The following is a 23,437-nucleotide window of genomic DNA, read 5'->3' on the forward strand; positions in this document are numbered from 1 at the left end:
TTAATTTTGAGCCTGACCAACATTTCCACTTTTATCAGGATCATCTGCAACAGTAGTTCTACCCACATCAGAACTACTCGCTGTATGCGATGTCATTAATGCTGGCATCAACTCGTCGAAATTCATAATTTCTTCCATTTTTAATATGTTATATGCCTCCCAAGGTTCATATCCCATATAAGCAAATAATTGCATTCGACTGTTCCATGTTGTAATATTATTTACAGCCATTTTTATTTTTGAATCCTTATCCATTATTGTACTATCAACAAATACCACTTCAAAATTCTTCAATGAATTATTCTTTTTAAAATCAAAGTTTAACCACATCTTAAATTTCTGCAATAAATTAAATGCTAATAAGCTGTCAACATTAGCACCATAAATTATTGCCTGATTATTTGATTTAGTTCCTGAAAATATATCATCATTTATTGCCGCATTATCAAATATAGATCTTTCTATCTTATTCACATAATCTAAATTCTTTTGCTTATTGTCTCCTAATGTAAGAGGATTAATTTTATAAGGAGTACTTAATGCTGCAACTCCTTCAGGACAAATACTTTTTAACGCTTGATGATACTCAAATGCTGTCTCTGCATCTACAGAAATTTCACCATCTTCACCCGTTGGTATTGTCTGATGTAATACCTTAAAGTTATTAGCAACAGCGGATGTTTCTTCTAAATTTTTCATATCTTCTAGTAAAGATAATTCTCTTAATAACGAAGTATAATAAGGAACACCTTTTGTTTCTAAATACTCAATAGAAAATGCTACCCCATCTTCCAAAGGTATTTTATAATATCCATCTTTAAAGTTCTTATCCTTTTTCAATTGGTTATTTTTATATTTTTTATATAATTTTTGAATTCCATCAGGATAATAATTTAATGTATCTTCCTTTATTGATGTCAAATCAACTGCATATCTTTGTAATCCACTTGTAGCACCAACTATTTTACAAATAGAGTTAGGCATTTCAACAATAGTTATTCCATCATCAGATTGAACTTTATAAATATACATTTCACCTTTTCTGATAGTCTTTTCGCTTAACCATCTGCAATGAAATTTTATATTATATTTCTTTACTTCTAGCACCGCTTTCCTATATGCAGTTTCAAATTTATCTTTAGTCTTATATTTACTCATATCAGTAGGTATAAGAAAATAATCATATGTAAGCATATTACTTTTGTAAAGAGTTATCTCTTTTAATACACCATTTATCATTCTCATGTATTCTGCTGTATCTTGTAAATGTTTAGCATTTTTAAGAGGGTTATCTAAGTAATTTTGTATTTGAGATGTTGTGCTTTTTCTATTTTTATAAAAAGCATTATATAATTCATCTATTGCATCAATTGCGGTTGAGTTTACTCTTTTGGCAAATTGCAATGAATTTTCTTTTTTTAATTCTTCAACACTCTTTTCTTCCATTTAATCACCTCCATTTTATTAATTATATAGTTTTATGTAAAGAATATGAAAGACGATTTCTTCTTTCTTTTTTTCTTATAGTTTTCTTGCTCTATTAATTCAGCCAAATAATTAGCATAAGCCAAACTAGAAAATCTATCTTTACGCTTAGAACCATTTTTTATTGCTATATTACCACTAGGTCTATTTTCATATTCTAAATTTAAAGTTTCAAATATAAATTGGCTTGTTTGAACAAATGGAAGAAGTATGTTCGCATGATATTCTCCATCTGTATGAAACTTCTTATCGCCCTTTAATTCACTTTCTTTTACGTTTTCATCTATTAATAATCTTATTTTTTTACTTAATAATGCATTTTTTAAATAAACTATAGTATTGTTATTGTCTTTTTCATAAGCCTTCATTACAAAAATACAATTGTTACCTTCTTTTAGAGGTTCAAATTCCGTATTTACATTTGAACTATATACTCCAAAAGCATCATAATGTTCATCTATTGTAGCATCGTATGAAGATTTTTGCATTTCATCTATTAAAGCCACACCATTACCGTTACCGTCTATAATCAGCTTATCACATTCAAATTCAGTATATAATCTTTTAATTCTAGTCGCTTGATCTTCAGTTTTAACACCATTCCAAGCCTCTATATAAACTACCTCACGCTTGTAAGAGTCTCCATTAGGCAATAACCTCATAAGTGTAAATACTGAGTTATCGTTTTTATTTGAACTCATTCTAGCAAAGTCTACACCTATAATCCTTATCTCTCCATCTTTTCTAGGCATCTGTTTCATTTTCTTCTTTTTTAAGTCTGGAGATCTATACTCATCATCTGTAAGAGGATAATATGCTTTTGTTAATACCCTACAATCATTTAATTCTGAGGACTTATAAAAACTATTTTCGTTTTCTCCCCAGAATAAAGCATTATATTCCATATCAAACGAAAACTCACCTAATGCTATTCTATCTTCATCTATTTTTTCCTGTGTTATCAATCCATGATCCAAAGAACATTCATAACTTATATCTATTGATGTTGCTGGCTTCCCTTCAATCATCATATTTGTAATATCTTTGAACTTTTCCCACGACCAATGGGATTTTAGCCCGATTGTTATTAACGTAAGGCTTTTTATCCTTACCTCTGGAGGTTTCCCTCATTTTCATCGGTATGTCAATTCATACCCAGCCTAGCATATATTTTCACGCTTTAATATGGTGCGTGTCGAACACTCTTGGTACTATTATATTCTGCGAACATTAGTTATCTGTTAACAGTTTCAAGTACTATGCGTTACAATACTATTAATTTTTTACTTTAATAGTTATCTCGGTATTAACTTATCTATAAAATCATTAATTATATTATTTATATTATCATTTTATTAATTTTATAGATTTAGTCTTTCTTACCATATACTTCACAGTATATATGACCGATTTTGCTCGATTCTTCATCATAGCTATCCATATTCACTATGATATGCGCAGTTTGTTTACGCACTAGATAGATATAGCTCTTTATTGCTTTCTTTTGGATAATTAGCATATTCATTTTTAAAATAAAATGGTGGAGTTCTTCTATTTGTTAAAAATGGTTTTAAAACCTGATCTAGTATAAGTTTGTCAACCATTCTAAACTCATCAATTAGTAATACATTACAACGAATTCCTCTCGCTCCCTGATTAGATGCAATCGAAGTTATCTTACTTCCATTTCTAAACATACAAGCAGTATTATTATGATAGGTTCGTATGCCTTTAGGTTCAATTTCTGCTGACAAAGTTGGGGAATTATTCATAAGTTCTGCGATTTTATCAGTTATCACTGCGTCTGCTTGAGATTTTTGACCAGAAGCAATTACTATTTTTATTCCAGGATACAAAATTGCAACAGAAACACAGTAAATTGCGGTAAGATAGCTCTTACCTAATCCCCTGCAAGCAATCCAGCAAAACCAATTCGATTTATGCATCATGTGAATTATTATCTTTTGAAATGTAAATAATTTTACACCTAAATATTGTTCTACAAATATTTCTATATTCTTTCGGTAGAATTCACCCCAAATTTTACCGCCTTCAATTAAATTTTCCTTTTGATTACTTTTTATATTTTTTCTAGGTTTCGACGGTATCTTGTTACTCATTCATATCACCTACGTCTTTATTCTTCAATCCTAAAACACGTTTAAAAGGCGATACGAAGTATTTATCCATTATTTTTTCTATTTTATTAACATCATCAAATTCGTTTGAAGTCATTGGTATTGGTTCTTCGTATTCAATTAATTTCAATATATTTCCTAACGTCATTTCATCTTCATCATCTGTAGATTGTTTTGGTAAGACATTTAAATCTTCCATAGTTCTTCTTATTTGAGTCGATATTTTATCATAGCCATTTTTATCGCCAGTAATTCTACATTTTTCTTTCATTAAATCTAATTCAGCAAGTTGTTTTAATATTTCTTGTTCTTGCAATCTTTTACTAGGATAATGTTCTGAATATATTTTATATTTTCTTTCTAATTTACGATACTCAGATGCAGTATAACCTTCACCATACTTATCAATCAACTCTTCTGAAATTATTCCATCTTCTAATTTAATATCATTATTCTCATTTGGTATTGATGTATTATTAAGACTAGTCTTATCTCTTCTATCTTTAGTCCCATTCACCTGTCTAAAATAATCCCCTATAAAATTAATCCCATCCTTAACAACACATGAGTTATATAATTCTTCATCAAAATATTCATCTAAATTCATAAGTAAATGGCGAAAAGCATTTGTTGAATTTCCATTATAAATAGTTAACAATCTTTCATATCTACTTTGAACACACTCTTTACATATATTAAGTCGTCCAGTATAAGCATTTAATTCACTAGCACTTTTATAAAAATCTCGAGTTATTAAACGGTTACGACCACAACAGGCACATTTAATCTTTTCTATCGTTTTTTTAGACATTGAATCACCTCTTATTTTATTAATTCTCCATTTAAAATTTTGTTTATATTATCAAATTCCCAGTATGGTATTCTTATTAATTTCCACCCATGTTCTTTTGCATATTTATCTTTAATTTCATCGCATTTTTTTAAATATTCAAACTCATCATAATTATCATGAATTCCATTTGGATATTTAAAATGCTGTCCTCCATCATATTCTATCCATATTTTTAAGTCAGGTAATATAAAATCTGGTCTCAACTTGTTAAACTTTGGAGATAATAAGTCTTTAAAATAAGGTTTATCACAACAATGTTTTATATTGTTTGCATTTAAAAACAGCATTATTTCCTTTTCTCCTTTAGACATAGAACACTCTTTACACAATAATTTTGTATTAAATGCATTTTGAGGAGAATTATCATAAGATTCGCCACATTTCCCACATATAAATTTATATTTTTTAGTACTATTAGGGGCTACTTCATATGGAGATTTCTTATTTTTAGAACTCCAATATTTGGCTTTTTCAGGACATAATGCACCAAAACTATCTTTGGGATGTAATGACTTTCCTTTATGAGAACATTGAGGGCATCTATCTCCTCTTGTAAAATTAACACATGCTGTTTTATAATCATCATGATAATCCTTGTTTTGACATATTATCCATATCTTTTTACTACTCTTTGGTGATATTTTCCAAGGATTTAATGTATTTTTATCACTCCAATATTTTTCTAAGAAATTAGGATCAGTATTATCAATGTGATATTGAGCAAATGAATCTTTAGGATGTACTTTATGCTTGCTACAATAGGGACATATCTTTTTGTTTACTACAAATCTGTTTGGGTTAGTTTTATAAACATTATGATATTTAACCATAGTGCATTTAATCCATATCTTTTTACCTGAATTTTTATATATCAAATAAGGATTAACAGTATTCTTTTCCCAATCCCAATACTTATTAAGTGGTTCGCCTAATTCAACCTGTATATGATATGCAAATGAATTTTCATATTTATTACAACAATGAGTACAATTTGAACCTTTATTGAACAAATACAAATCTATATCATATTCAATATTACAATAAGGACATTTAATTCTCACATATTTACATTTTAAATTTAAAATATGTTTATCTAAGGTATACTCATATCTTTCATAAGTATAAATATAGATATACCCTCTTTCTTCAACTTTTTTTGAATGATTTTCATTATAATACAATTTATTACCTCCAAAGATTTCTATAAAATAAAAATGATCTACTGATTAGCAGACCATTCATTTAACAATTTACTTAGTTCTTCATTTTTAATATAAACCCAAAATCTATTGTTATTATTTGGGTTATTTGCACATAATTCATATCGCACCCCATGTTTAGTTAAATAATTTCTCAAATTTAAACTATAGCAACAATATAATTTATTCATATAACCTCCATATTTTATCAATAAAAAATACCTACCAAAGCAGGGGATACTCTGGTAGGTCATAATGAGGAGGAGATTGTTTAATTCCCAAGTAATCTCTCGAGAATTAAAAAAATCATAGGAAAATTCCTACAATCGATTAACTCTCGAATTATCTCCACCTGTTTAAAGCGATTTTAAATTTTCAACAACAATTTATCAAAAACATAATTAAAATACCTCTGTGTAGCTCCTATCAGCTCACAGCACTATATCTGATTGATAATACATTCTCTATTCATCAATTTTATAATCCTAAATGTATATTTTTCTCTACACAATAATTCCCCTAGAATATTTAACCACTCCAATTACTCGCAAAAATACCCTCATGAATTATTAAAATTATTCAACTTCTATTTCATAACATGCAACAGTATAATCATTATGCCACTTGCCATTTTTATCTTTATAATTATTCTCACTAAATTCAGCTTTAATAGTAACAACATTCATAACATTAGATTCAATGATCGAAAATAATTCACTATTAAAACAGCAAACTTTTATTTTCTTATGAGTAAATTCCTTTTCATTAGCCATTACAAATTTAATAATTTTATTACTTTTATATGTAATATCTATAATTCTACCTTCATAAATTAATTCATTCTTAATATAAATCACCTCATTAACATGACAATTATCAAAAATAATATAAAAATAAGAATATAATGAACTAGGTCTATTTTAGACCTACCCCCTAGCCTAAATCGGACTACCCCTTAGTCGGATTCGGACTTACCCTAGGTCTATATCTGTCCACTATTAATACTTATATAACAATACTTATATATAATATTTATAATAAAATACATAAAATACACCAACGAATACAATCGTTAGTGTATTTTAAAATCATTTTTTATTCATTTATTAGTTCTTCATCATCTAGTAATTCTTCTGCTATTAATTCTGACTCAAAATCTTCATCCATCATTTCCTCAAATTTATTTATCACTTCTTTTTGTACTTCTTCTACATCTTCTACCACATATCTCACATAATAACAGTTGTTCATCCATTCTTCACCTTGCTTTTTATACCTAACTATAAATCTCTTTTTCTCTAGCCATTTTATACTTTTCTTTATAGTAGTTAATCCTAAACAAGTCTCATTTGAAATTGTAGACAATGAAGGGAACGCATATTGATAGTCCCTATTATATCTAAAACATAAATAACAATATACCTTAAAGTCACTAGCATTAGGTATATATCTGAACATTGTATTTGCTATTTGCGTAAAATTAGCGTCTAATACATATAATGGCTTTAATTTATATTTATTTTTTATTTTACATCTCTTTGCATTACTCATTTAATTTACCTCCATATTTTAATTTGTAGGTTTTGTTACTTTCCATTGAGTTAATAACTTATTTAATTCATCACATCTAACATAAACCCAGCAAGTCTTATCCGTCTTTATATCCTTGCACACCATGTCGTAAATCAATCCATTGTCATATAAGAATTTCTTTAATTTTGGTGAATAACACTTAAATATTTTATATTCCTTCATATATCCACTCCTATTTTATTAATTTTATACCTTTATTACATAACTAGATTCTACTCCAAACTTGTCTTTATCTAATATTAATAAAGTTTGACTAGGTTTAGAGAATAGTTTTTTATTACTTGCATATTCATCACTACCCATCAATGATCCATTTACAAATATCTCACAATTAGCATTTGTAAAGAATCTAGGATTGTGTATATGACCAAATACTATTATGTCTGCATTGACATTAGTTGAATTTTCTAATTGTTCAACACATTTATTATCTGTTGCTATCTTATCGCCATGACACGCAATTATATTTTTTCCTTTGATATCAACAATTGCAATTTCATCATGATTAATAGTATTATCTAATACAACAAAATTTGATATATCCTTGGTTCTTAATTTTATAAACTCTTTTATTATTTGAGTATAATTATCTTTATTTAAGTTATCGTCTTTATTGGAATAAACTCTAGAATGGTTATCTGAAACCATAGATAACGTTACATAAGGAAGGTGCTTACTTAATTTATATAAAACTTCCGAAATAAGTTCTGATACTTCTATAATCTGTACAACTAAATTCTCAGCATTTTGTAATCTAACTGTTGAATGTATCTCTCCAGAAATCCAATCTCCTAGTCCTATAACATTGCAAGTATCAATGTTATGTAATAAACATTTTTCTATTGTATCATCAATTACTTTATTTAATCTTTCCTTACATATTTCAGGATTATATTTATTAACTGAGTTGTCACATACCATGAAATAATGCAAATCTCCAAGCAATAATACTGCATCTTTTCCATTAGATTCATGATTAATGTAACTATGATTTACCATAGGTTTTTTATTAGATAAATCATATATATCGTCTTTTAGTAAATCAACTATATTCTCAATTCTAGCTAAATTTCGTATATCTTTATTTACTAAAGTTCTCATATCCTGTAATTTAACTTTTTCCTTTTTTATCTCTAGTAACTTTTCATTTAATAGATCTGATTCATCTTGAGAAACTATTTCATTTTGAAATGTATCATAAGCTAGTTTCATACCATAACTTAACTTTCTGAGATGGTCTTGTGAATAATCTAATTCATACTTTTCAATTAAATCATCCCAATCATAATCATTTAATTTTTGCAATTTATTGATACAATCTCTAATTAATCCCCTATTGTCTCTCTCCTCCAAAATATCACCTACAGTTCTTCTGAATTTTCTATTGATATATTTAATCCTTTTTCACCTATAAATTGTTCTAACACACCTTTAACTGCGTCAGATGACATATCATTGCTTGTAGCTATAGATATTTTTAAATTTTCTTTTCCATCTATCTTATCAAACACTTCTTGTAACGGTCTTTCAAATTGTATTTCATCTTTATTATTCTTTTCGTAAATTACTACTCCATTATCTTCTCTTGTAATATCACAATTTTTTAATGACAATTTAAATTGTTCTTTCATTATTCAATCTCCCCTTTATATTTGAACATAATAAAACCACCTCATTTAAGGTGGTGCAATAAAATTACCTTTTTATATATAATTCTGCTATATCAATGGCTCGTCAGCTACACCTATTAGGTCATTGATATAGGCTTACGAATAATGGTCTATGCTCAATGAGTCACAGCCTGTATATTTTAACCTCACACTTATTTAACATATTCTCAAAGAAAACATAGCCTTAGCGAGTCCATTATCTTATTTATTTTATTAATTTTACAGTTCTATTCAATTATTTCTTCATGTTCTTTTTCAAATGACTTCTTAGCAGATAAAACTATTTTTATTTTCTCTGGTGTTGACCAAGGCACTTCTTCTTCACCTAATTTACTAACCCCTGTTCTTGGTGCCATTCTCTTCTTAGCTATTTTTATACAACCACAATTTACAGATTCCCCAACTTCTAATTGCTCCCCTAATGCAACTATAGTTTCTTCAAATATAGATAATAATTCATTAGACTCCTTTAAAGTTAGTTCAAATTCATGGTTTCCTGCTTTCTCTTTAAATGTTTTTAATACAGTTTGTTTATTCATAATACAATCTCTCCCTTTTTCATTAATATTTTAGGGTTAAATGTGTATATTTTTTAATTCTTTAACCCCTTACAAATATAACCTATACTTCTAGGGAAAAATATACCTATATTTTGTCCAATTGTATTAGTAAATTATAATTGTATTATTAATTTTAGCAAATTGTATTATGATACAATTTATTTTTGTTGACATTGTTTACATTGAGATTGCAATCTGTTGCCTTTTTTAGAAAATTGTTGTACAAGTTTTATATCTCCACATTTTGAACATGTTTTATATTCTCCTTTACAGATATTTAAATAATACCAATCACTATAATTTTCCTCATATTTATTTATTATTTTATTAACAATAGCATTTAAATGTCGTTTTACTACAGGTTGAGTTATATTTAATTCATTAGCAATTTTCTCTTGCGTCATACCTCTTGAATACATATTTAGCACTTCTCTTTGTGTGTCTGTAAATTTACATTCACTTATTAATTTACTTAAATCAAATAATATACAGTTTAAATCATCTTGAAAATCAACTATTTCCATACTTCTATGTACTCTTAACAATTCTAAAACATGACTTTTATCAAACATGTCCAATTCTTCATATGATTTATAACCTGAATCCTTTAGAGGCTGTTTCCATACAATAGGTTGTTCTAATAATTCTTTTGTCTTAATCATATCTTTCTTTACTTCACCTATTGCATTAACTAAAAATCCCCACAATTTATATTCATTTAAATACCTAGTTACTCCTTTTGTTTTTAATGTTTCAATAAGTTTCTTCTTTTCCTCATCAGATTTAATTATTTTACTAAGATAATCTAAATAATTTTGATAATCTTGTAATGGAGGATATTTCTTTAAATCCTTTTTGTTTATACTAGGTTTTGGATCTAATTTATAATTACCATTTGGTATCAATATTTTAAACTCATTATTCTTATCTAAAGATATATTATCTCCAAATCTATCTATGGCTCGTTTCTCTTTTGCTAATGCAGCCTTAAAATCTTCTTCTTTCTTATATATCTTATATCGTTCTTTAGTTTCATCATTATCCATAGCTAATAAATACGTCCCCATACTTTCTAATGTAGTAGCTATATTAGTTTCACTCCATAGGAAATCAGTTTTATTTAAATCTGTTTTACAAATACCTGTATCCCATACTTCCTTCCAAAATGAATCATTAGAGAATTCATACTCCCCTTCTTTCTGAATATTTAATACTTTATGTACTAACTTAATTCTTTCGTCTAAATCCTCTATTGAATAATTAACTTTCCCTTTATAACTCCATATATCTTTTCCATCGTATTTTCCTTTAAATGTTGGTCTTGCTATTGCCATATAAATATTCCTCCTTATTAATTTTCTACTTTATTTTCCTCTAATATTCTTTCAACTATTCTTATTTGTCCTTTTGGTGTAACTTTAGTAGTCTTCGTTTCCTTGATTCCATATGGAGTTTTTATTGTTCCAACTTGAACCACAAAATAATTTTGATTCATTGCTCTTTGTGTAGGTTCTGTGCTGTTTTTACAAATATATCCCCACTCTCTTAACCTTGCATATAATCTCCTTTCTCCTATGGTTACACCTTCATCAGATACAATCTTGGCAAGTTCTCTAACTAAAATATTATCTCCTGATTTAATTACTCTATTAGCAAATGTAACCTTTGGTTTGTCCTCTTCTATCTTATCTACCAATGGTTTTGTTTCTATTTCAACTAATCTTTTACTAGCCAAAATACCTTCTTGTCCACCATTGTAAATTGCCAATATACACTTTTCTTTTTCAGTTATTTGCAGTCTTTGTTCTTCTATCCTATCCTCAAGTGCTTCTATGTACTGTTGTGTTTTATATCTAACTAAGGCACTTTCTTTATTAAGCATTTGCATTATTCCAGCTTTATTCATTTTGTAACATGGTCTTTCTTGGTTATTTTTATCTATATATGAGCTGGGTACAAAATTGTTCTCGGCTTTTATATCTGCCTTTTTTAAATATTCAATTTCATTTCTAATATCTCTCATAAATGTTTTGTGTTCTTTCTTAATTTTATTTCCTTCTTCTTTTCTAAATCCATTTATTAATTCAACCACCTCTAAACTAGTCATTGCAACATCATTATTTAACATTAATTCTCCCATAAATACCCCCATTAATTCATTGTTCTTTCATCTAATTTATCTAACATGAATTCTAATTTCATGATTTTCTTTAATATCATTCTTCTCTCTTGAACATCTGTTGTTTTATTTAATTCCTTTTCTAATTTATTTATATTATCTAATAATGTAACTCTATTATACATTTTATCCCCCTGTTTTATTAATTTTATATTCATTCAATACTTAGTAGTTATTATTCATGCATCTTAAACTACAATTCGTCATTGTATACCTCTCTCGTTCCGTATAAGCCTCGTAGAGAGGTTTCAGTTCCTTTATAAAGTAATTAATCCTTTTCGATATTTTTATTCTCAAATTAGCTTTAAATCGTTCTGTCACAAATCAATATTATAATAGTCTATTAATTCTTTAACTTTACTTAACTCCTGTATAATATTTTCATATGCTATATATTCTTTTGTATTATAAATATCATCTACTTCATCAACTAATTTATTTAAATATTCAGTTCCATTATCTAATCTTTGCAATAAGTGATTATAATAATTTCTTAAACTATTTATAAATTTACTCTTCTCTTTCATTTATCCATCCTTTATTTTATTAATTTTATATTTATTCATAAGCCTAACTGGCGTTTGAAGTTTACCCTAATTAATTATTGAAAAATTTAAATTATAATAATTGTTCATGGAAGTAGATTTATCTACTGACATGAAAGTGAATAAATGAGTCGACTTTTACTCATTTGTGAACTTTATACACCGTAGGCCAAGTGTCATTAAACATATATTTTTCTACTTTTGGTATAATAAAAAGTAGAAAACTCACCCTGAACCCATTGCAATTACTTGTGTTCAGATTTATTTCCTTAAAGATATATGTATATAGTATTAAATGAAATTACATATCATAATCTATCCATTGAGTTAATAATCTTCTCATTCTACTTGACGGTAAGTATATATTAATTGGCTTATTATCTCGCAATTGACTTCTGAATATCCATTGCAATAGCTTATCTAATGCATAATAATCTTCATTGATTTCAATATTATTATATTTAAACAATCTTTTTTGCATGGGATTTAAATAAAAATTACAACAATAAGCCAAATTCTTTTTATTTTTATATTTATTTGTTGCTCTTATATTGCATTCTACGAATCCTTTTGTATATCCTTTGCCTTTTATTAATGATTTAAAGTCTTTGAAAACACTCCACATATTATCATCGGACTTACCATTAATAATACATTTGAAATAATTATATAAATTTCTTTTTAGTAATTCTATTGATTCCTTTTGTTCTACTTTTCCTGCTTTAGCATTTAAGTAATATGTCTTAGAGAAGTCTGTTATTTTTCTTTCAACATCATTAAGTTTTCCATCATAAATATTTATTAATTCTTTGTACTTACTTCTATCAGGATCACAATAATTAATTAATTCATATTTCATAGTTTCCCTTGTACCTACACCTGTTGAACCACATTTCCTAACTGATTTTATTTCGTATTTAATATTATGCATATCTAAATAATAAGTCTGTATTTGTCCTTTGTGCATGTAAGTCATTATATATATTTCCTCAAAATACTTGAATATTTCAATTGGGAATATCCAGTAGCATACTTTATCTGTAATTAAATACATATCACCAAATGTACAATTATTTTTTAATTCTGAGAATGCTCCAAACTTATCATCATAGTTTTCATCATGCCATGTTATTTTTTTAGTTTTATCATCTACAGTTATTACATTTAATTCCATAAGATAATTTAAATCACTTTTACTAACTTTCATTTCTTCTAATATATTCATTGTTTCGTCTAATATTAGTGTGTATTTATTTTTTATTAATGCTTCAATTGTATCCTTGTTTATGTTTTGGAATAATGAATGTGTTGATGCTATGTTGTCTCCATCTGATAATAATTCGTTAAAATGTCTTAATTTACTCCCTTTACCTAGTTTTTCATTAGGTTCATAGAAATATCTGTTACTGCATTCATTTTTAATGCGTTGTATTTCATCTAAAAATGGTGTGATATATATGTATTTTTTACTTGTGTTCTTCCTCATCATTTGTATTGCATAACTTGATTTGCCTGCCCCACACCTAGAATCTACTATTGTTATATTTATAAAACATACCCCCTTTGTATTTTTCAGAATCAATTAAATAATTAACTCTTAACTATAATATAATAGCATTTCTATTTATTGTCAACCAATTTTATTAATTTTATATTTATATCAATCTGTTATTTCTACTTTATATTCATACATTGCATTATAAAGCTTTTTAGGTATCTGATTTTTATATTTATCTGCGACATCTTTAATTGCCTTTTCTTTAAATTTTTTATAAGAATCAAATGCATCAAATAATGTATTATGTGATTCAATTTTATAGTATTCATTATTGAACAAACTGCAATCTATAATGTATTTGTCATTTTGATATGTAATTCCTGGTGGATACCCTTCTTTAGATTTATTGCGTCGGACAAATAATAAGTTTATAGATTGAGACACAAAACAACAAGTATCAGGTGAATATATTTTATTATCTTTATATAATATATCTTTATCTAATTCCATTATTTCTCCTGGTATTTCGTAATAATTCTCTTCATACCATTTAGCAAAGTTCTGAAAGTTTAGCCATTCTACACATACTGTACAACCTTTATAGGCTGGTTGCCTTTCTTGATATTTATCACTATAACATCTTTGCAACATAGATGTCCATGTGACATATATTCTATTATGCTTAGAACCATAGCCTCTTGTATTATATTTTCCACACCCAATATATCCATTATTATAAACTGATTTATGATAAGGATCTTTTATTGTACCCATCTTAAAATTTATATATTTAGTATTTGTTACATATCCACTTTCAAATTGAACTGTTATATCATTTGCATTGTTGTATTTTATAATTTTCATTTTACAACCTTGATTATTGTAATCTTGCTCGCCCCTTCTATCTTTTAATGTTCTCATCTCATACCCCCTTATATAATTAAATATTAATAATTAATATGCATATTGTCAAGTAATTTTATTAATTTTATACTTATAAAATGTGAATTTAAGTGCAAAATATTGATAATTTCATTATTTTTGGTTTAAAATAGTTCATTTTTCGCTAAAAATATCTTATAATGTAAAAAGAACCCCAAGAATTTGCCGTTCTGTTGGGGTTCACACTCATGGTATTTCTCTGAGAAACAAACACATTAAATTTTAGAGAAAACAAATGTATTGAACTTCTTCGAGAAACAAATATATTCAATTAATATTATTATACTAAAGATATTTAATATATTCAATATTAAATATGAAAAATAATTAAAATACATTTGTTTTCTCGAAGAAATATGAAAATTATATTATTAAGGAGACAACAAATGAAAATTGAGAATTTAAAAGAAGGTATGATATTAAAAAATTATAAAGAATTATGTGGGGTGTTATGCATTCAACAAAAGAAGTCTGGAAGTCGTCAATATGTTATACAATTTAAAGAATTAGATAGACATTGTATATATCATAAAGAAGGACATAAGATAATAATAGATAAGATATTTAAGGAGGTTAAAAGCAAAGTGGATAATAGAAGTAAAGGGAATAATACAAAATATGCTGATGACATAGAATATTTAATTTTGACTTTACTAAATAAATTTAAAATTTCAAAACATGAAAAAGTAGGTTTTAGTAAAAATTTTTTATATAGTCACTGTGGTTTAAGTAACGATAATTACAAATTAGTAAAGAGCAATACGCTGAAATTTAGTCAGATGATAGACATGCCAGTACAAACCATCAATGAATGCTTTGATTATACCAACAATAGAATGTTAAAAACATTACAAAGTACATTAAATAAAATGAAAAAGCAATCATTGATAACATGGGGTAACGGATATAATATGGTTATGTTTGATGAAAATAATGAACAATATTTAAAAGTTGCATCTATTGAAGATGAAAAATATATATTATCTGTTGAGCGAGAAATAATGCTTAAAATGGGCGCTGCAAATAAAAGACTAATATTTACAGGAGGACAGTGGGATAGTTTTAAATCTAAAACAAATGCAGAATTAAAGAAAATATATCCTGATTTACATTATTACTATGATAATATAAGTTTCAACTATAACAATGAAGATATAAAAAGAATGTTGGAAAAATATGAAAACATGAAAAAAGCAGAAGTTAAAGTAATTGTAAATGATAAGTTTAGCAAATCATTGGATGGGACAATTAAAAGAAGACATGAAAAAGCAAAAAATAGTGAGTCTGACAGTATTTTAGATAATTATAAAAAAAGTGAAGATTATCCTAAAGAACAAAAGAAAATTAAAGATGTTATTATAAAAAATGATAGTAAAAGAATTAGATTAGAAAAAGATTATGATGAAGTAAAGGTAAAATCTTTACAAAAATCATTCTTTGAAAGATATAGTAATGAGACTTGTGAGCAACTTGTTTTCAATGATTATGATATAGCAGATATACCATTTTAATTATACCCACAATAGATTGAGAAATATTCAAAAAAAAGAACCACTTTAAATTTCACTATATACTACATATAAGTTATATATAGTAACTTTTAAAGTGGTTCTTTTTTTGCTATTTTACATTCTTATAAGCTATATTTAAACAAATACACAAAAACTAATAGAACAAAATTCGTATGCAACTTAAAGGTCTAATATATTTCAAATACCATATTTGTATCTTGCCTTTAAGTGAAGAAGAATGCGTTAGTAATCACACTTTTGCTATAGTAAGTTTAAATATGGTTGTAACTTGTGTGATTTAAGAGTTTATATGTTTAAATTTAATGTTTATGACAATAATATCTCTTATGGAGGTGTTTTATGATAGGAACTCTTATTAGAAATTTTGATATAGTTAAAAAATCTTTTGTAGATGCTTTCAATAGTGATGGTACTAATACTCCTATAAACGATTATTACTATGAAAAAGGTAATATAAGTTTAAAATTGTTTATACCTAAGAGCGATTATTTTGAAATGAAATGCTTTGAAGACTTATCAAAAGTGTACGGATGTGGTTTAAAGAAGATATTAACCGATTTAATGATACCTAATGCTACAGGTGAAACAACTCAATTAGATATAGCTTTTATAAATAGATCAGGAATATATGTTGTTGAAGCAAAGAATTATAATTGTATAGTTGAGTATAATGATGATAAAACATGGTTAAGAAGAGAATTTAATGGGAGCGTAAGTAAGTTTCAAAGTCCTATTAAACAAAATGAGAATCATATTAATAATTTAAGGAAAATATTAAGTGAGTATGATGAAAGTTATTTTAATTCAATAATTACATTTGCTGACAAATGTGTGATTAGATATGATGCTCAATATGAAAAATATAACGCTAAAGTATTGAATTTAAAAGATTTAAAAAAATACAGTTAAAGATATGACTAAAGCAAAAGAAACTGTGTTTAGCGATGATGAAATTTACGACATATATCATAGATTATCTGAATATACTAAGGTTGGTGCGTTAGCAAAGAATAAACATATTGATTATGTGAATAGAATTAAACATAAAAAGGAGAGGTTATTTCCTCTCCTTAATTTATACTATTCTTTTTTCATAGTTGAAGTAGCACTCATAATACCATTATATATTTTAGGATTTATTTGTTGTTTTTCTTCTTCCTGTTTATTTTCGTTATGAACCTCATTATCCGTAGTAGAAGTCTTTATATTGTCAACACTAGAAACATTCCCATTTATAGTGACATTTATGTTGCTAAAATCAATTTTTCTTAATATATCCCACTCATGTAATATATATTGAATGGCTTCATTCCTACTATCTATATTGTTATCATCCTGATATTTTGCAATAATATCCCAAAATTTAGACTCAAGATTTACTGTACTTGATTTCTTAGCCATGACATATTACCTCTAAAATCTTATTTTAGCGTACTCGTAAAGTCCTTTAGCAGTAGCAGTTTGTGCATCGGGAAGTTTTATAAAATTATCTCCAGGATGCAAGTGTAATGAAGTCCCTCCTGCTAGGTATAAATCCATTTCGTCTTTATTAGGCCAATGTTCCTCTATCATTTGATCTAACCCTTCTGAAGCAAGTTCATATGCCTCTTTCTTCCAATCATCATAATCATCTGAAGAATCTATTTCACTCAATGATTTGTCAACATTCTCGTCTTGTATTTTATCTCTTACCATTTTTAATATTGTACTATTACCATATTCAACTGTATTAGATAGTTTATCATTGAAATTAAATCCTTTATCGAAGTAAGATAACTCCATAGTTCTAAATCCTATATTAATTAATCCTACAGGTTTATATTCATTAACTTCACCTTTTATGGCGTGTAATAATGCTGCATCTGCTTCTCTGAATATATCTACATCTTCTATAAATACTTCTTTAGTTGTTCCTGTAAGTTTATTTTTAACTGTCATAGTTTTTCCTTTATAAGTATTTATAACTTCTTTTAATACAGTTTCAGTATAGTTTTTATAAGGTACACCAAATACTATTTTAACTTTATCTTTAATTGCAACTTGTTCTAATGCTGCTGCTAATAATACTTCTACAGTTTTAGAAATTTTACTATCTTTTGAGTTTCTTATTGGTGCGTAAGACTCTTTTTCTGCTAACAATCCTACAAAGTATTGCCTTTTATTGTATTCAATAAATATTGGATCTGGGTAAGATTTGTGTTCAACTTTATTTTCTCTTCCATCTCCTATTACGGATTTAAACATTACTTCTTTAACTTCTTTACCTATCATGGTAAAAAGCTTTACATAACCTCTTCCGCAGTCAAAACCAATTAATTGTGTATCGCTCATAATTAATCCCTCTTTCATATTATTCATAAAATATTTTACATTTAAAGTATATGTAAATTGTACCATTTTTGACACATCCAATCAAGTTAAATTTTAACGAATATTGAATATTGAACGATATTTGAACTATAAATTTTGTTAAAAATGAATATTTTATGAATGGATAATTAACGGATATTCAATATTGAACGGATTATGAACTTAATATCAGAATGTAGTCGTTAAGATATGAACGATATTTGAATTATATGCATGTAGACTTTATCATGTTCTGTTTTATATCTAATTCATATAAAATCATTATCTTATAAGAAAAAAGAAGACATTTAATATGAAATTGAATTCAATCGATGTGGTGTAAAATAGATGGGACTTCTTATAGTGAATTAAATATATGCAAAATTATCATTCATTTATAAGGATATATTAGAAAATAATGTGTACCAAGATAGTGAAAATTTATGAAATTATAAAATTTAAAATATAGGGAATTATTAGTGATTCATATATGTTAATCATATGGTTCAAATATGTGAAGTCTGGACTTGTATGGAGTGTAGATATGTAGACATTGGATCATGAGTATTTTTATAAATGGTAACAAATTATAGGAAATATATAAATGAGTAAATAAAATCATTTTAAAGTGTACCGATTAGACTTTATTTCAAGAAATTGTAGGGAATAATGAATAATTGGCGATTTTGAGATGATTTTTTTAATGTGTAAATGGGGAAATTATTGGATTTGGATACTTTTTTGAGAGTGTAATTTTGGGGTGAATGATAAATTTTGGGATGTAGAAAGTGAAGTACTTAAACACAATCGCTCCAAATATTCGACATGAAAATATAAAAATACCCCCTACCCATACCCTGTTTTCCCTATAATTAGCGTGAATGTGGATTAATGTATATATTAATACCTATTACAATATTCGACATTAATATAAATTGGTATAAATTATCTGGGTTATAATTGGATAAGATGAATGTTTTTATTTGGTTGAGTGTGAGGTGTGGTAATTTTGAGGGTGTATAAAATTTGATCTTATAGAGGAAAAACTCTTTACTTGTCCCTTATCACATGTCACCTATTACTATTTCCTTTCTATTGCAACATCACTCTAACACACATTCCTTTACAAGCACACACATTGCTACTATAATATCTGTTGGCCAACTAAAATAAATATCCTCTGATGTGATGAACTAAAAGCAAACAACACAATACAACGCTTACTAACAACTAATAACGACTAATGATACACTATGACCTACACTAACTAATAATACATATACTATAAGCACATAGCATACTATATAATAACTAGTATTAGTAATACTATCTTATACAATACTATTACTAATGTATGCAAGTATATATAACAAGATATATACAACTATAGATTAGAGTCGTTGTAAACAACAAGGATCAATAAACTAAATGTATAATATCTATGTTATAAAAACGATATACAGATAAAGAATAAAGTTATAAAGATTATAATATAATAAAAAGATAATTAAAATAAGAATACAATTAAAAGAAAATAAATATAAAATTAATAAAAATATTTTAAAATACTATTGACAATTATTGTAAATATGATATAATATAAGTATAAAAAGAAATGAAACAACAGAAAAACAAGTGGAAAATTAATAAAATAAATATAAAATTAATAAAATTACTTGACAATAACTAGAAACGATGATATAATTAAAGTATAATAAATAAAAAGGAGATCAGAAAAATGAGAATAAAATTAGAAGGAAATAATAAAAAAGAAATAAGAAACCTTGTACATGAAGTAGAGGAAAAAGGATTATTAATAAAAAGATGTGTTAACAAATATGAAGAAGGCGGACTATTAGTTATGGAATTTGATTGCGAAGTTCAATTTGGTAACTGGAACGAAATAGAAAAAGAATATTTAAATAAAAAAGAGTTAGTAGATTTTTTAGCACCAATAATAAACATCAGTAAAAAGGAACTTAATATCGAAATAGCTAAACACGATTTACCATACTGGGTAATAGGTTGTAAAATAGTCCAATTTTTAAGAAGAATTGACAATTTAGCTTTGATATATAGTGATCGCTTCAAAGTGTATGGTGAAAATATGGTTTATGTACTAAATTAATTTCTAATTATGTACTATAAATTAATAACTATAAAATATAACAAAGGGGAAAAATAAAATGAAAAAATACTAATAGGAACACTTTTAACAATAACATTATTAGGAGCAACTCTTATAAAAGGAATAGACACAACAGAGTACGGAATGCTAATAAACTTTGCAGATGGAACTGGATACTTTATAGAGAAATAAATATAAAATTAATAAAAGTCGTCAGAACGACTATAAAAAGGGCATTAAGTTCTGAGCGTTCCTACTTAATTGTAGGAGGTTGGCAACAAAATAAAAACTATAAACAACTTAAATAATATCAATCTTGTTATTACTACACTCTTTTAAGAAGTTGATAGATAATAAAAAAGGTTAAATATTATAAGAGGAAATTAATAGTTTGAAATTTTAGTAACAAAATAAAAATATAAAATTAATAACTTGGAGGATTTAAAATGTTAAAGGAGAGAATAGGAAGTTACTCAATAATAATTGACGGTACATGGGGAGAAATTTCAAGAGACAATCAAGGAGTTGTAGAATATGGAAATATACAAGGTGAAACAACTCAAGAAAATGCAAGAAATATATTAATGAATTTTATAGTAAACGATGCTAGAAATATGAGAAAAATTTCAGGAAGTATAAAAAATTGGATACAACAATTTAACGATGATGAGTTAAAAGAGTTTAGAATTGCATATGTAAGAAGTGCAGATGATGACACTTTAACTTTTTTAACTCAAGCGGGTTATACGCCTCAGACTTATATCAATAGTCTATAAAATAAGTATAAAATTAATAAATATAGGGATTTAAAATAATGAATCCCTATATAAAATTCAACTTTTAAGTAGTTGATTAAATTAATAAAAAGACGGAGGTTATAAAATGAATAATTACGCAATAGTATACCAAAATAGAGAAAACATTATAGAAGATGGGTTTAAAACTTACCAGGATGCGATAGACTATTTATGTAATAATATGAATCCACCCATTGAATACTTTGTAATAGAAATTAATAATATAGAACAATAAAAGTATAAACTTAACTTTCATTATATAGGAAATTTGATTACAATTATATTAAATAAAAATTTGGAGGGTATTAAAATGAAAAGAATTAATAATTTACCATTTGAAAGCGAATTAGAAAATAAAAATTTCTTTGAAGGGTTAGAAATATTAGGATTAAATAAAGAGGATTTTAAATTCAACGAAGGTGATTATGGTTGCGGTACAATGCACGATTTAGATTGTCAATGTGTATATGAGGACTTAGGAGACGACAAAGAGGTTTTAATAAGTTATACAATAAATGATGATAGAATAGAAGAAGATTTGTTATTGGGTGAAATAATGAATTTAAAAGGTTATTGGCACTTTTCAAAATAAATGATAGTAAAAAAGGTTAAGGAGTTCCTTTAAAAACTCCAATGGTTAATGCAGCCGTAGACAGTTACAAGCCTGTAAATGCAGAGTAACCAAATAAATGATAATAAAAAGGGGAAATAACTATGTTAAAAAGTAAAAATATGATAGTAATAAATAGTAATAATTTACAGCTGTTAGGGGAATATAAATTATATACTAGTAAAATGAATAATGAAACTTATGAGGTTGTAACATATGTAAAATTGATCGACAACAAAGGAGTTGTAGTTCATGAAACTGGTAATAATTTGCATATGAGGATTGAAAATATAAAATTAATAGAAAATGAAATAGTTGTAGCACTTGAAAACAATTTCATGAATATGATAGATGACTTATGTTATAAATGTAATTTTAATTATTTCGCATTAAATATAAAACAATATGTTAATAGGATAGAAGCAGAAAAGAAAAGTATTTATTTAAATGAAATAAATGAACAGAATAAAAAATTAAAAAAAGAATTATTTGAATTGGCGGAATTAAAAAATATAATAGTTGTTGATATGCTAGATTCAATTGAAATATATGAAAAATTAGATGATAGAGTCAATCAAGGATTTATAAATCGTAGAACTTATTCTGATAGTAAAAAAGAATTAAAAGAATTGTGTAATGAGTTAGTAAAAAATGAATATATTAAATTAATAAATAAAATTAAAAATGATGACACTATTTATAATACATATAATGAGATTGAAAATAATAATTATAAAGATGTAATTGAATTATTATCATAAATGATGGAGGAATAACATGTTTTATTTAAATGATTGTGGGAATTGGTGTAATAAATTAGAAGATTTAAGAGGGAATATATCAGATAATACTTATGAGTTTATAGAGTATTTAATAAAAGATGCTGAAAATAAAGCAACAGATTCAGTTGTAAATATAGAAGAAGAAATGGAAGTATATGAAAAACAAGTACAAGATTATAGATATTTATTAGCAGATACAATTACTGGTATAAATGAACTTAAGAAACTTATGGATCAAAAAAGATGGAATAAACAAAAGATGGTCGACACAGTTAATAGTGTTAAAAGCATGTTATTAACTGAAGATATAGATGAAACTAGAGAATTAATAAAAAATACAGAATCTAATTTTAAATACATGTTATCTTTAGAGGATAAAATAAAAGATATGAATAAGGAAATTAAAAGATTAGAAAAGTGTAATAGTGATTTAAGAAAACAAATACAATATAAAGATAGTTATGATCCTGAAAGCGATTATGACGATGAAATACCATTTTAATATAAATGATGATAGAAGTTATTAAAGAATACAAAATTAATAACTTCTAAATGAATAAAAAGATGATAAATAATT

The 23,437-nt window shown here is 26.2% G+C and carries 28 protein-coding genes; 8 read left to right on the forward strand and 20 right to left on the reverse strand.

Annotation, left to right across the window (positions count from 1 at the left end; translation table 11 throughout):
• From J7G74_RS13080 to J7G74_RS13165, 18 genes are all read right to left on the reverse strand, one after another.
• Nucleotides 1–1,446: a hypothetical protein gene (locus J7G74_RS13080; RefSeq protein WP_297136144.1), complete on the reverse strand. Its 1,446-nt coding sequence runs from the start codon at nucleotides 1,444–1,446 to the stop codon at nucleotides 1–3.
• Between the two features lie 32 nt (nucleotides 1,447–1,478).
• Nucleotides 1,479–2,516 carry a phage terminase large subunit family protein gene (locus J7G74_RS13085; protein WP_297136146.1) on the reverse strand — a complete coding sequence of 346 codons (1,038 nt, stop codon included), beginning with the start codon at nucleotides 2,514–2,516 and terminating at the stop codon, nucleotides 1,479–1,481.
• A 435-nt stretch (nucleotides 2,517–2,951) separates the two neighbouring features.
• Nucleotides 2,952–3,605, reverse strand: a complete 654-nt coding sequence (locus J7G74_RS16735) for a terminase large subunit domain-containing protein (RefSeq protein ID WP_330616578.1) — start codon at nucleotides 3,603–3,605, stop codon at nucleotides 2,952–2,954.
• Nucleotides 3,598–4,434, reverse strand: a complete 837-nt coding sequence (locus J7G74_RS13095; protein WP_297136149.1) for a hypothetical protein — start codon at nucleotides 4,432–4,434, stop codon at nucleotides 3,598–3,600. The genes J7G74_RS16735 and J7G74_RS13095 overlap by 8 nt, the downstream gene beginning before the upstream one ends.
• 11 nt (nucleotides 4,435–4,445) lie before the next feature.
• On the reverse strand, nucleotides 4,446–5,657 hold the full coding sequence (locus tag J7G74_RS13100) for a zinc-ribbon domain-containing protein (RefSeq protein ID WP_297136151.1): 1,212 nt from the start codon (nucleotides 5,655–5,657) through the stop codon (nucleotides 4,446–4,448).
• A gap of 38 nt (nucleotides 5,658–5,695) precedes the next feature.
• The gene (locus tag J7G74_RS13105; protein ID WP_297136153.1) at nucleotides 5,696–5,866 is read right to left on the reverse strand and encodes a hypothetical protein; all 171 of its coding nucleotides are present in this window, start codon (nucleotides 5,864–5,866) and stop codon (nucleotides 5,696–5,698) included.
• Between the two features lie 384 nt (nucleotides 5,867–6,250).
• Complete coding sequence (locus J7G74_RS13110) at nucleotides 6,251–6,532, reverse strand: hypothetical protein (RefSeq protein ID WP_297136154.1); 282 nt, start codon at nucleotides 6,530–6,532, stop codon at nucleotides 6,251–6,253.
• 238 nt (nucleotides 6,533–6,770) lie between these two features.
• Entirely contained in the window at nucleotides 6,771–7,226 is a 456-nt protein-coding gene (locus J7G74_RS13115; RefSeq protein WP_297136156.1) for a helix-turn-helix domain-containing protein, read from the reverse strand.
• 18 nt (nucleotides 7,227–7,244) lie between these two features.
• Nucleotides 7,245–7,430 carry a hypothetical protein gene (locus tag J7G74_RS13120; RefSeq protein ID WP_297136157.1) on the reverse strand — a complete coding sequence of 62 codons (186 nt, stop codon included), beginning with the start codon at nucleotides 7,428–7,430 and terminating at the stop codon, nucleotides 7,245–7,247.
• A gap of 24 nt (nucleotides 7,431–7,454) precedes the next feature.
• Nucleotides 7,455–8,621 (reverse strand): metallophosphoesterase family protein, encoded by a 1,167-nt coding sequence (locus J7G74_RS13125; protein WP_187294940.1) that lies wholly within the window; start codon nucleotides 8,619–8,621, stop codon nucleotides 7,455–7,457.
• Nucleotides 8,622–8,629: 8 nt separating this feature from the next.
• Nucleotides 8,630–8,899, reverse strand: coding sequence for a hypothetical protein (locus J7G74_RS13130; protein ID WP_187294939.1), 270 nt, complete (start codon nucleotides 8,897–8,899; stop codon nucleotides 8,630–8,632).
• 266 nt (nucleotides 8,900–9,165) lie between these two features.
• Nucleotides 9,166–9,477, reverse strand: a complete 312-nt coding sequence (locus tag J7G74_RS13135) for a hypothetical protein (protein ID WP_297136159.1) — start codon at nucleotides 9,475–9,477, stop codon at nucleotides 9,166–9,168.
• A gap of 179 nt (nucleotides 9,478–9,656) precedes the next feature.
• On the reverse strand, nucleotides 9,657–10,832 hold the full coding sequence (locus tag J7G74_RS13140; RefSeq protein ID WP_297136160.1) for a helix-turn-helix transcriptional regulator: 1,176 nt from the start codon (nucleotides 10,830–10,832) through the stop codon (nucleotides 9,657–9,659).
• 17 nt (nucleotides 10,833–10,849) lie between these two features.
• Nucleotides 10,850–11,638 (reverse strand): phage regulatory protein/antirepressor Ant, encoded by a 789-nt coding sequence (locus J7G74_RS13145; RefSeq protein ID WP_297136162.1) that lies wholly within the window; start codon nucleotides 11,636–11,638, stop codon nucleotides 10,850–10,852.
• Nucleotides 11,639–11,649: 11 nt separating this feature from the next.
• On the reverse strand, nucleotides 11,650–11,802 hold the full coding sequence (locus J7G74_RS13150) for a hypothetical protein (protein ID WP_187294932.1): 153 nt from the start codon (nucleotides 11,800–11,802) through the stop codon (nucleotides 11,650–11,652).
• Nucleotides 11,803–11,994: 192 nt separating this feature from the next.
• Nucleotides 11,995–12,204: a hypothetical protein gene (locus tag J7G74_RS13155; protein WP_297136164.1), complete on the reverse strand. Its 210-nt coding sequence runs from the start codon at nucleotides 12,202–12,204 to the stop codon at nucleotides 11,995–11,997.
• A gap of 319 nt (nucleotides 12,205–12,523) precedes the next feature.
• Nucleotides 12,524–13,708 carry a hypothetical protein gene (locus J7G74_RS13160; RefSeq protein WP_297136166.1) on the reverse strand — a complete coding sequence of 395 codons (1,185 nt, stop codon included), beginning with the start codon at nucleotides 13,706–13,708 and terminating at the stop codon, nucleotides 12,524–12,526.
• 174 nt (nucleotides 13,709–13,882) lie between these two features.
• Nucleotides 13,883–14,641: a hypothetical protein gene (locus J7G74_RS13165; RefSeq protein WP_297136167.1), complete on the reverse strand. Its 759-nt coding sequence runs from the start codon at nucleotides 14,639–14,641 to the stop codon at nucleotides 13,883–13,885.
• A 407-nt stretch (nucleotides 14,642–15,048) separates the two neighbouring features.
• Between J7G74_RS13165 and J7G74_RS13170 the strand changes: the two genes are divergently transcribed.
• Together J7G74_RS13170 and J7G74_RS13175 are read left to right on the forward strand one after the other, a co-directional pair.
• A complete protein-coding gene (locus J7G74_RS13170) occupies nucleotides 15,049–16,173 on the forward strand; it encodes a hypothetical protein (RefSeq protein ID WP_297136169.1) in 1,125 nt (374 codons plus the stop codon).
• 360 nt (nucleotides 16,174–16,533) lie between these two features.
• Nucleotides 16,534–17,103 carry a nuclease-related domain-containing protein gene (locus J7G74_RS13175; protein WP_297136171.1) on the forward strand — a complete coding sequence of 190 codons (570 nt, stop codon included), beginning with the start codon at nucleotides 16,534–16,536 and terminating at the stop codon, nucleotides 17,101–17,103.
• A gap of 171 nt (nucleotides 17,104–17,274) precedes the next feature.
• Here J7G74_RS13175 and J7G74_RS13180 read toward each other — a convergent pair whose 3' ends face one another.
• On the reverse strand, nucleotides 17,275–17,595 hold the full coding sequence (locus tag J7G74_RS13180) for a hypothetical protein (RefSeq protein WP_297136172.1): 321 nt from the start codon (nucleotides 17,593–17,595) through the stop codon (nucleotides 17,275–17,277).
• 12 nt (nucleotides 17,596–17,607) lie between these two features.
• On the reverse strand, nucleotides 17,608–18,525 hold the full coding sequence (locus J7G74_RS13185) for a ParM/StbA family protein (RefSeq protein ID WP_297136174.1): 918 nt from the start codon (nucleotides 18,523–18,525) through the stop codon (nucleotides 17,608–17,610).
• A 1,756-nt stretch (nucleotides 18,526–20,281) separates the two neighbouring features.
• Between J7G74_RS13185 and J7G74_RS13190 the strand changes: the two genes are divergently transcribed.
• From J7G74_RS13190 to J7G74_RS13215, 6 genes are all read left to right on the forward strand, one after another.
• The gene (locus J7G74_RS13190) at nucleotides 20,282–20,671 is read left to right on the forward strand and encodes a hypothetical protein (protein WP_297136176.1); all 390 of its coding nucleotides are present in this window, start codon (nucleotides 20,282–20,284) and stop codon (nucleotides 20,669–20,671) included.
• A gap of 446 nt (nucleotides 20,672–21,117) precedes the next feature.
• Nucleotides 21,118–21,447, forward strand: a complete 330-nt coding sequence (locus J7G74_RS13195) for a hypothetical protein (RefSeq protein WP_297136178.1) — start codon at nucleotides 21,118–21,120, stop codon at nucleotides 21,445–21,447.
• Nucleotides 21,448–21,553: 106 nt separating this feature from the next.
• On the forward strand, nucleotides 21,554–21,703 hold the full coding sequence (locus tag J7G74_RS13200) for a hypothetical protein (RefSeq protein WP_297136180.1): 150 nt from the start codon (nucleotides 21,554–21,556) through the stop codon (nucleotides 21,701–21,703).
• 75 nt (nucleotides 21,704–21,778) lie between these two features.
• Nucleotides 21,779–22,060, forward strand: coding sequence for a hypothetical protein (locus tag J7G74_RS13205; RefSeq protein WP_297136182.1), 282 nt, complete (start codon nucleotides 21,779–21,781; stop codon nucleotides 22,058–22,060).
• 122 nt (nucleotides 22,061–22,182) lie between these two features.
• Entirely contained in the window at nucleotides 22,183–22,839 is a 657-nt protein-coding gene (locus tag J7G74_RS13210) for a hypothetical protein (RefSeq protein WP_297136184.1), read from the forward strand.
• A gap of 16 nt (nucleotides 22,840–22,855) precedes the next feature.
• The gene (locus J7G74_RS13215; protein WP_297136186.1) at nucleotides 22,856–23,362 is read left to right on the forward strand and encodes a hypothetical protein; all 507 of its coding nucleotides are present in this window, start codon (nucleotides 22,856–22,858) and stop codon (nucleotides 23,360–23,362) included.
• Nucleotides 23,363–23,437: the final 75 nt, after the last annotated feature.

It is taken from the genome of Terrisporobacter sp. (genome assembly GCF_017888745.1).
GTDB lineage: Bacteria > Bacillota > Clostridia > Peptostreptococcales > Peptostreptococcaceae > Terrisporobacter.

Bases quoted from the DNA above. Each gene is read 5' to 3' on its own strand.
- J7G74_RS13080 (WP_297136144.1), bottom strand. From the start codon at position 1,446: ATGGAAGAAAAGAGTGTTGAAGAATTAAAAAAAGAAAATTCATTGCAA.
- J7G74_RS13085 (WP_297136146.1), bottom strand. From the start codon at position 2,516: ATGATGATTGAAGGGAAGCCAGCAACATCAATAGATATAAGTTATGAA.
- J7G74_RS16735 (WP_330616578.1), bottom strand. From the start codon at position 3,605: ATGAGTAACAAGATACCGTCGAAACCTAGAAAAAATATAAAAAGTAAT.
- J7G74_RS13095 (WP_297136149.1), bottom strand. From the start codon at position 4,434: ATGTCTAAAAAAACGATAGAAAAGATTAAATGTGCCTGTTGTGGTCGT.
- J7G74_RS13105 (WP_297136153.1), bottom strand. From the start codon at position 5,866: ATGAATAAATTATATTGTTGCTATAGTTTAAATTTGAGAAATTATTTA.
- J7G74_RS13115 (WP_297136156.1), bottom strand. From the start codon at position 7,226: ATGAGTAATGCAAAGAGATGTAAAATAAAAAATAAATATAAATTAAAG.
- J7G74_RS13120 (WP_297136157.1), bottom strand. From the start codon at position 7,430: ATGAAGGAATATAAAATATTTAAGTGTTATTCACCAAAATTAAAGAAA.
- J7G74_RS13130 (WP_187294939.1), bottom strand. From the start codon at position 8,899: ATGAAAGAACAATTTAAATTGTCATTAAAAAATTGTGATATTACAAGA.
- J7G74_RS13135 (WP_297136159.1), bottom strand. From the start codon at position 9,477: ATGAATAAACAAACTGTATTAAAAACATTTAAAGAGAAAGCAGGAAAC.
- J7G74_RS13140 (WP_297136160.1), bottom strand. From the start codon at position 10,832: ATGGCAATAGCAAGACCAACATTTAAAGGAAAATACGATGGAAAAGAT.
- J7G74_RS13145 (WP_297136162.1), bottom strand. From the start codon at position 11,638: ATGGGAGAATTAATGTTAAATAATGATGTTGCAATGACTAGTTTAGAG.
- J7G74_RS13150 (WP_187294932.1), bottom strand. From the start codon at position 11,802: ATGTATAATAGAGTTACATTATTAGATAATATAAATAAATTAGAAAAG.
- J7G74_RS13155 (WP_297136164.1), bottom strand. From the start codon at position 12,204: ATGAAAGAGAAGAGTAAATTTATAAATAGTTTAAGAAATTATTATAAT.
- J7G74_RS13160 (WP_297136166.1), bottom strand. From the start codon at position 13,708: ATGAGGAAGAACACAAGTAAAAAATACATATATATCACACCATTTTTA.
- J7G74_RS13165 (WP_297136167.1), bottom strand. From the start codon at position 14,641: ATGAGAACATTAAAAGATAGAAGGGGCGAGCAAGATTACAATAATCAA.
- J7G74_RS13170 (WP_297136169.1), top strand. From the start codon at position 15,049: ATGAAAATTGAGAATTTAAAAGAAGGTATGATATTAAAAAATTATAAA.
- J7G74_RS13175 (WP_297136171.1), top strand. From the start codon at position 16,534: ATGATAGGAACTCTTATTAGAAATTTTGATATAGTTAAAAAATCTTTT.
- J7G74_RS13180 (WP_297136172.1), bottom strand. From the start codon at position 17,595: ATGGCTAAGAAATCAAGTACAGTAAATCTTGAGTCTAAATTTTGGGAT.
- J7G74_RS13185 (WP_297136174.1), bottom strand. From the start codon at position 18,525: ATGAGCGATACACAATTAATTGGTTTTGACTGCGGAAGAGGTTATGTA.
- J7G74_RS13190 (WP_297136176.1), top strand. From the start codon at position 20,282: ATGAGAATAAAATTAGAAGGAAATAATAAAAAAGAAATAAGAAACCTT.
- J7G74_RS13195 (WP_297136178.1), top strand. From the start codon at position 21,118: ATGTTAAAGGAGAGAATAGGAAGTTACTCAATAATAATTGACGGTACA.
- J7G74_RS13200 (WP_297136180.1), top strand. From the start codon at position 21,554: ATGAATAATTACGCAATAGTATACCAAAATAGAGAAAACATTATAGAA.
- J7G74_RS13205 (WP_297136182.1), top strand. From the start codon at position 21,779: ATGAAAAGAATTAATAATTTACCATTTGAAAGCGAATTAGAAAATAAA.
- J7G74_RS13210 (WP_297136184.1), top strand. From the start codon at position 22,183: ATGTTAAAAAGTAAAAATATGATAGTAATAAATAGTAATAATTTACAG.
- J7G74_RS13215 (WP_297136186.1), top strand. From the start codon at position 22,856: ATGTTTTATTTAAATGATTGTGGGAATTGGTGTAATAAATTAGAAGAT.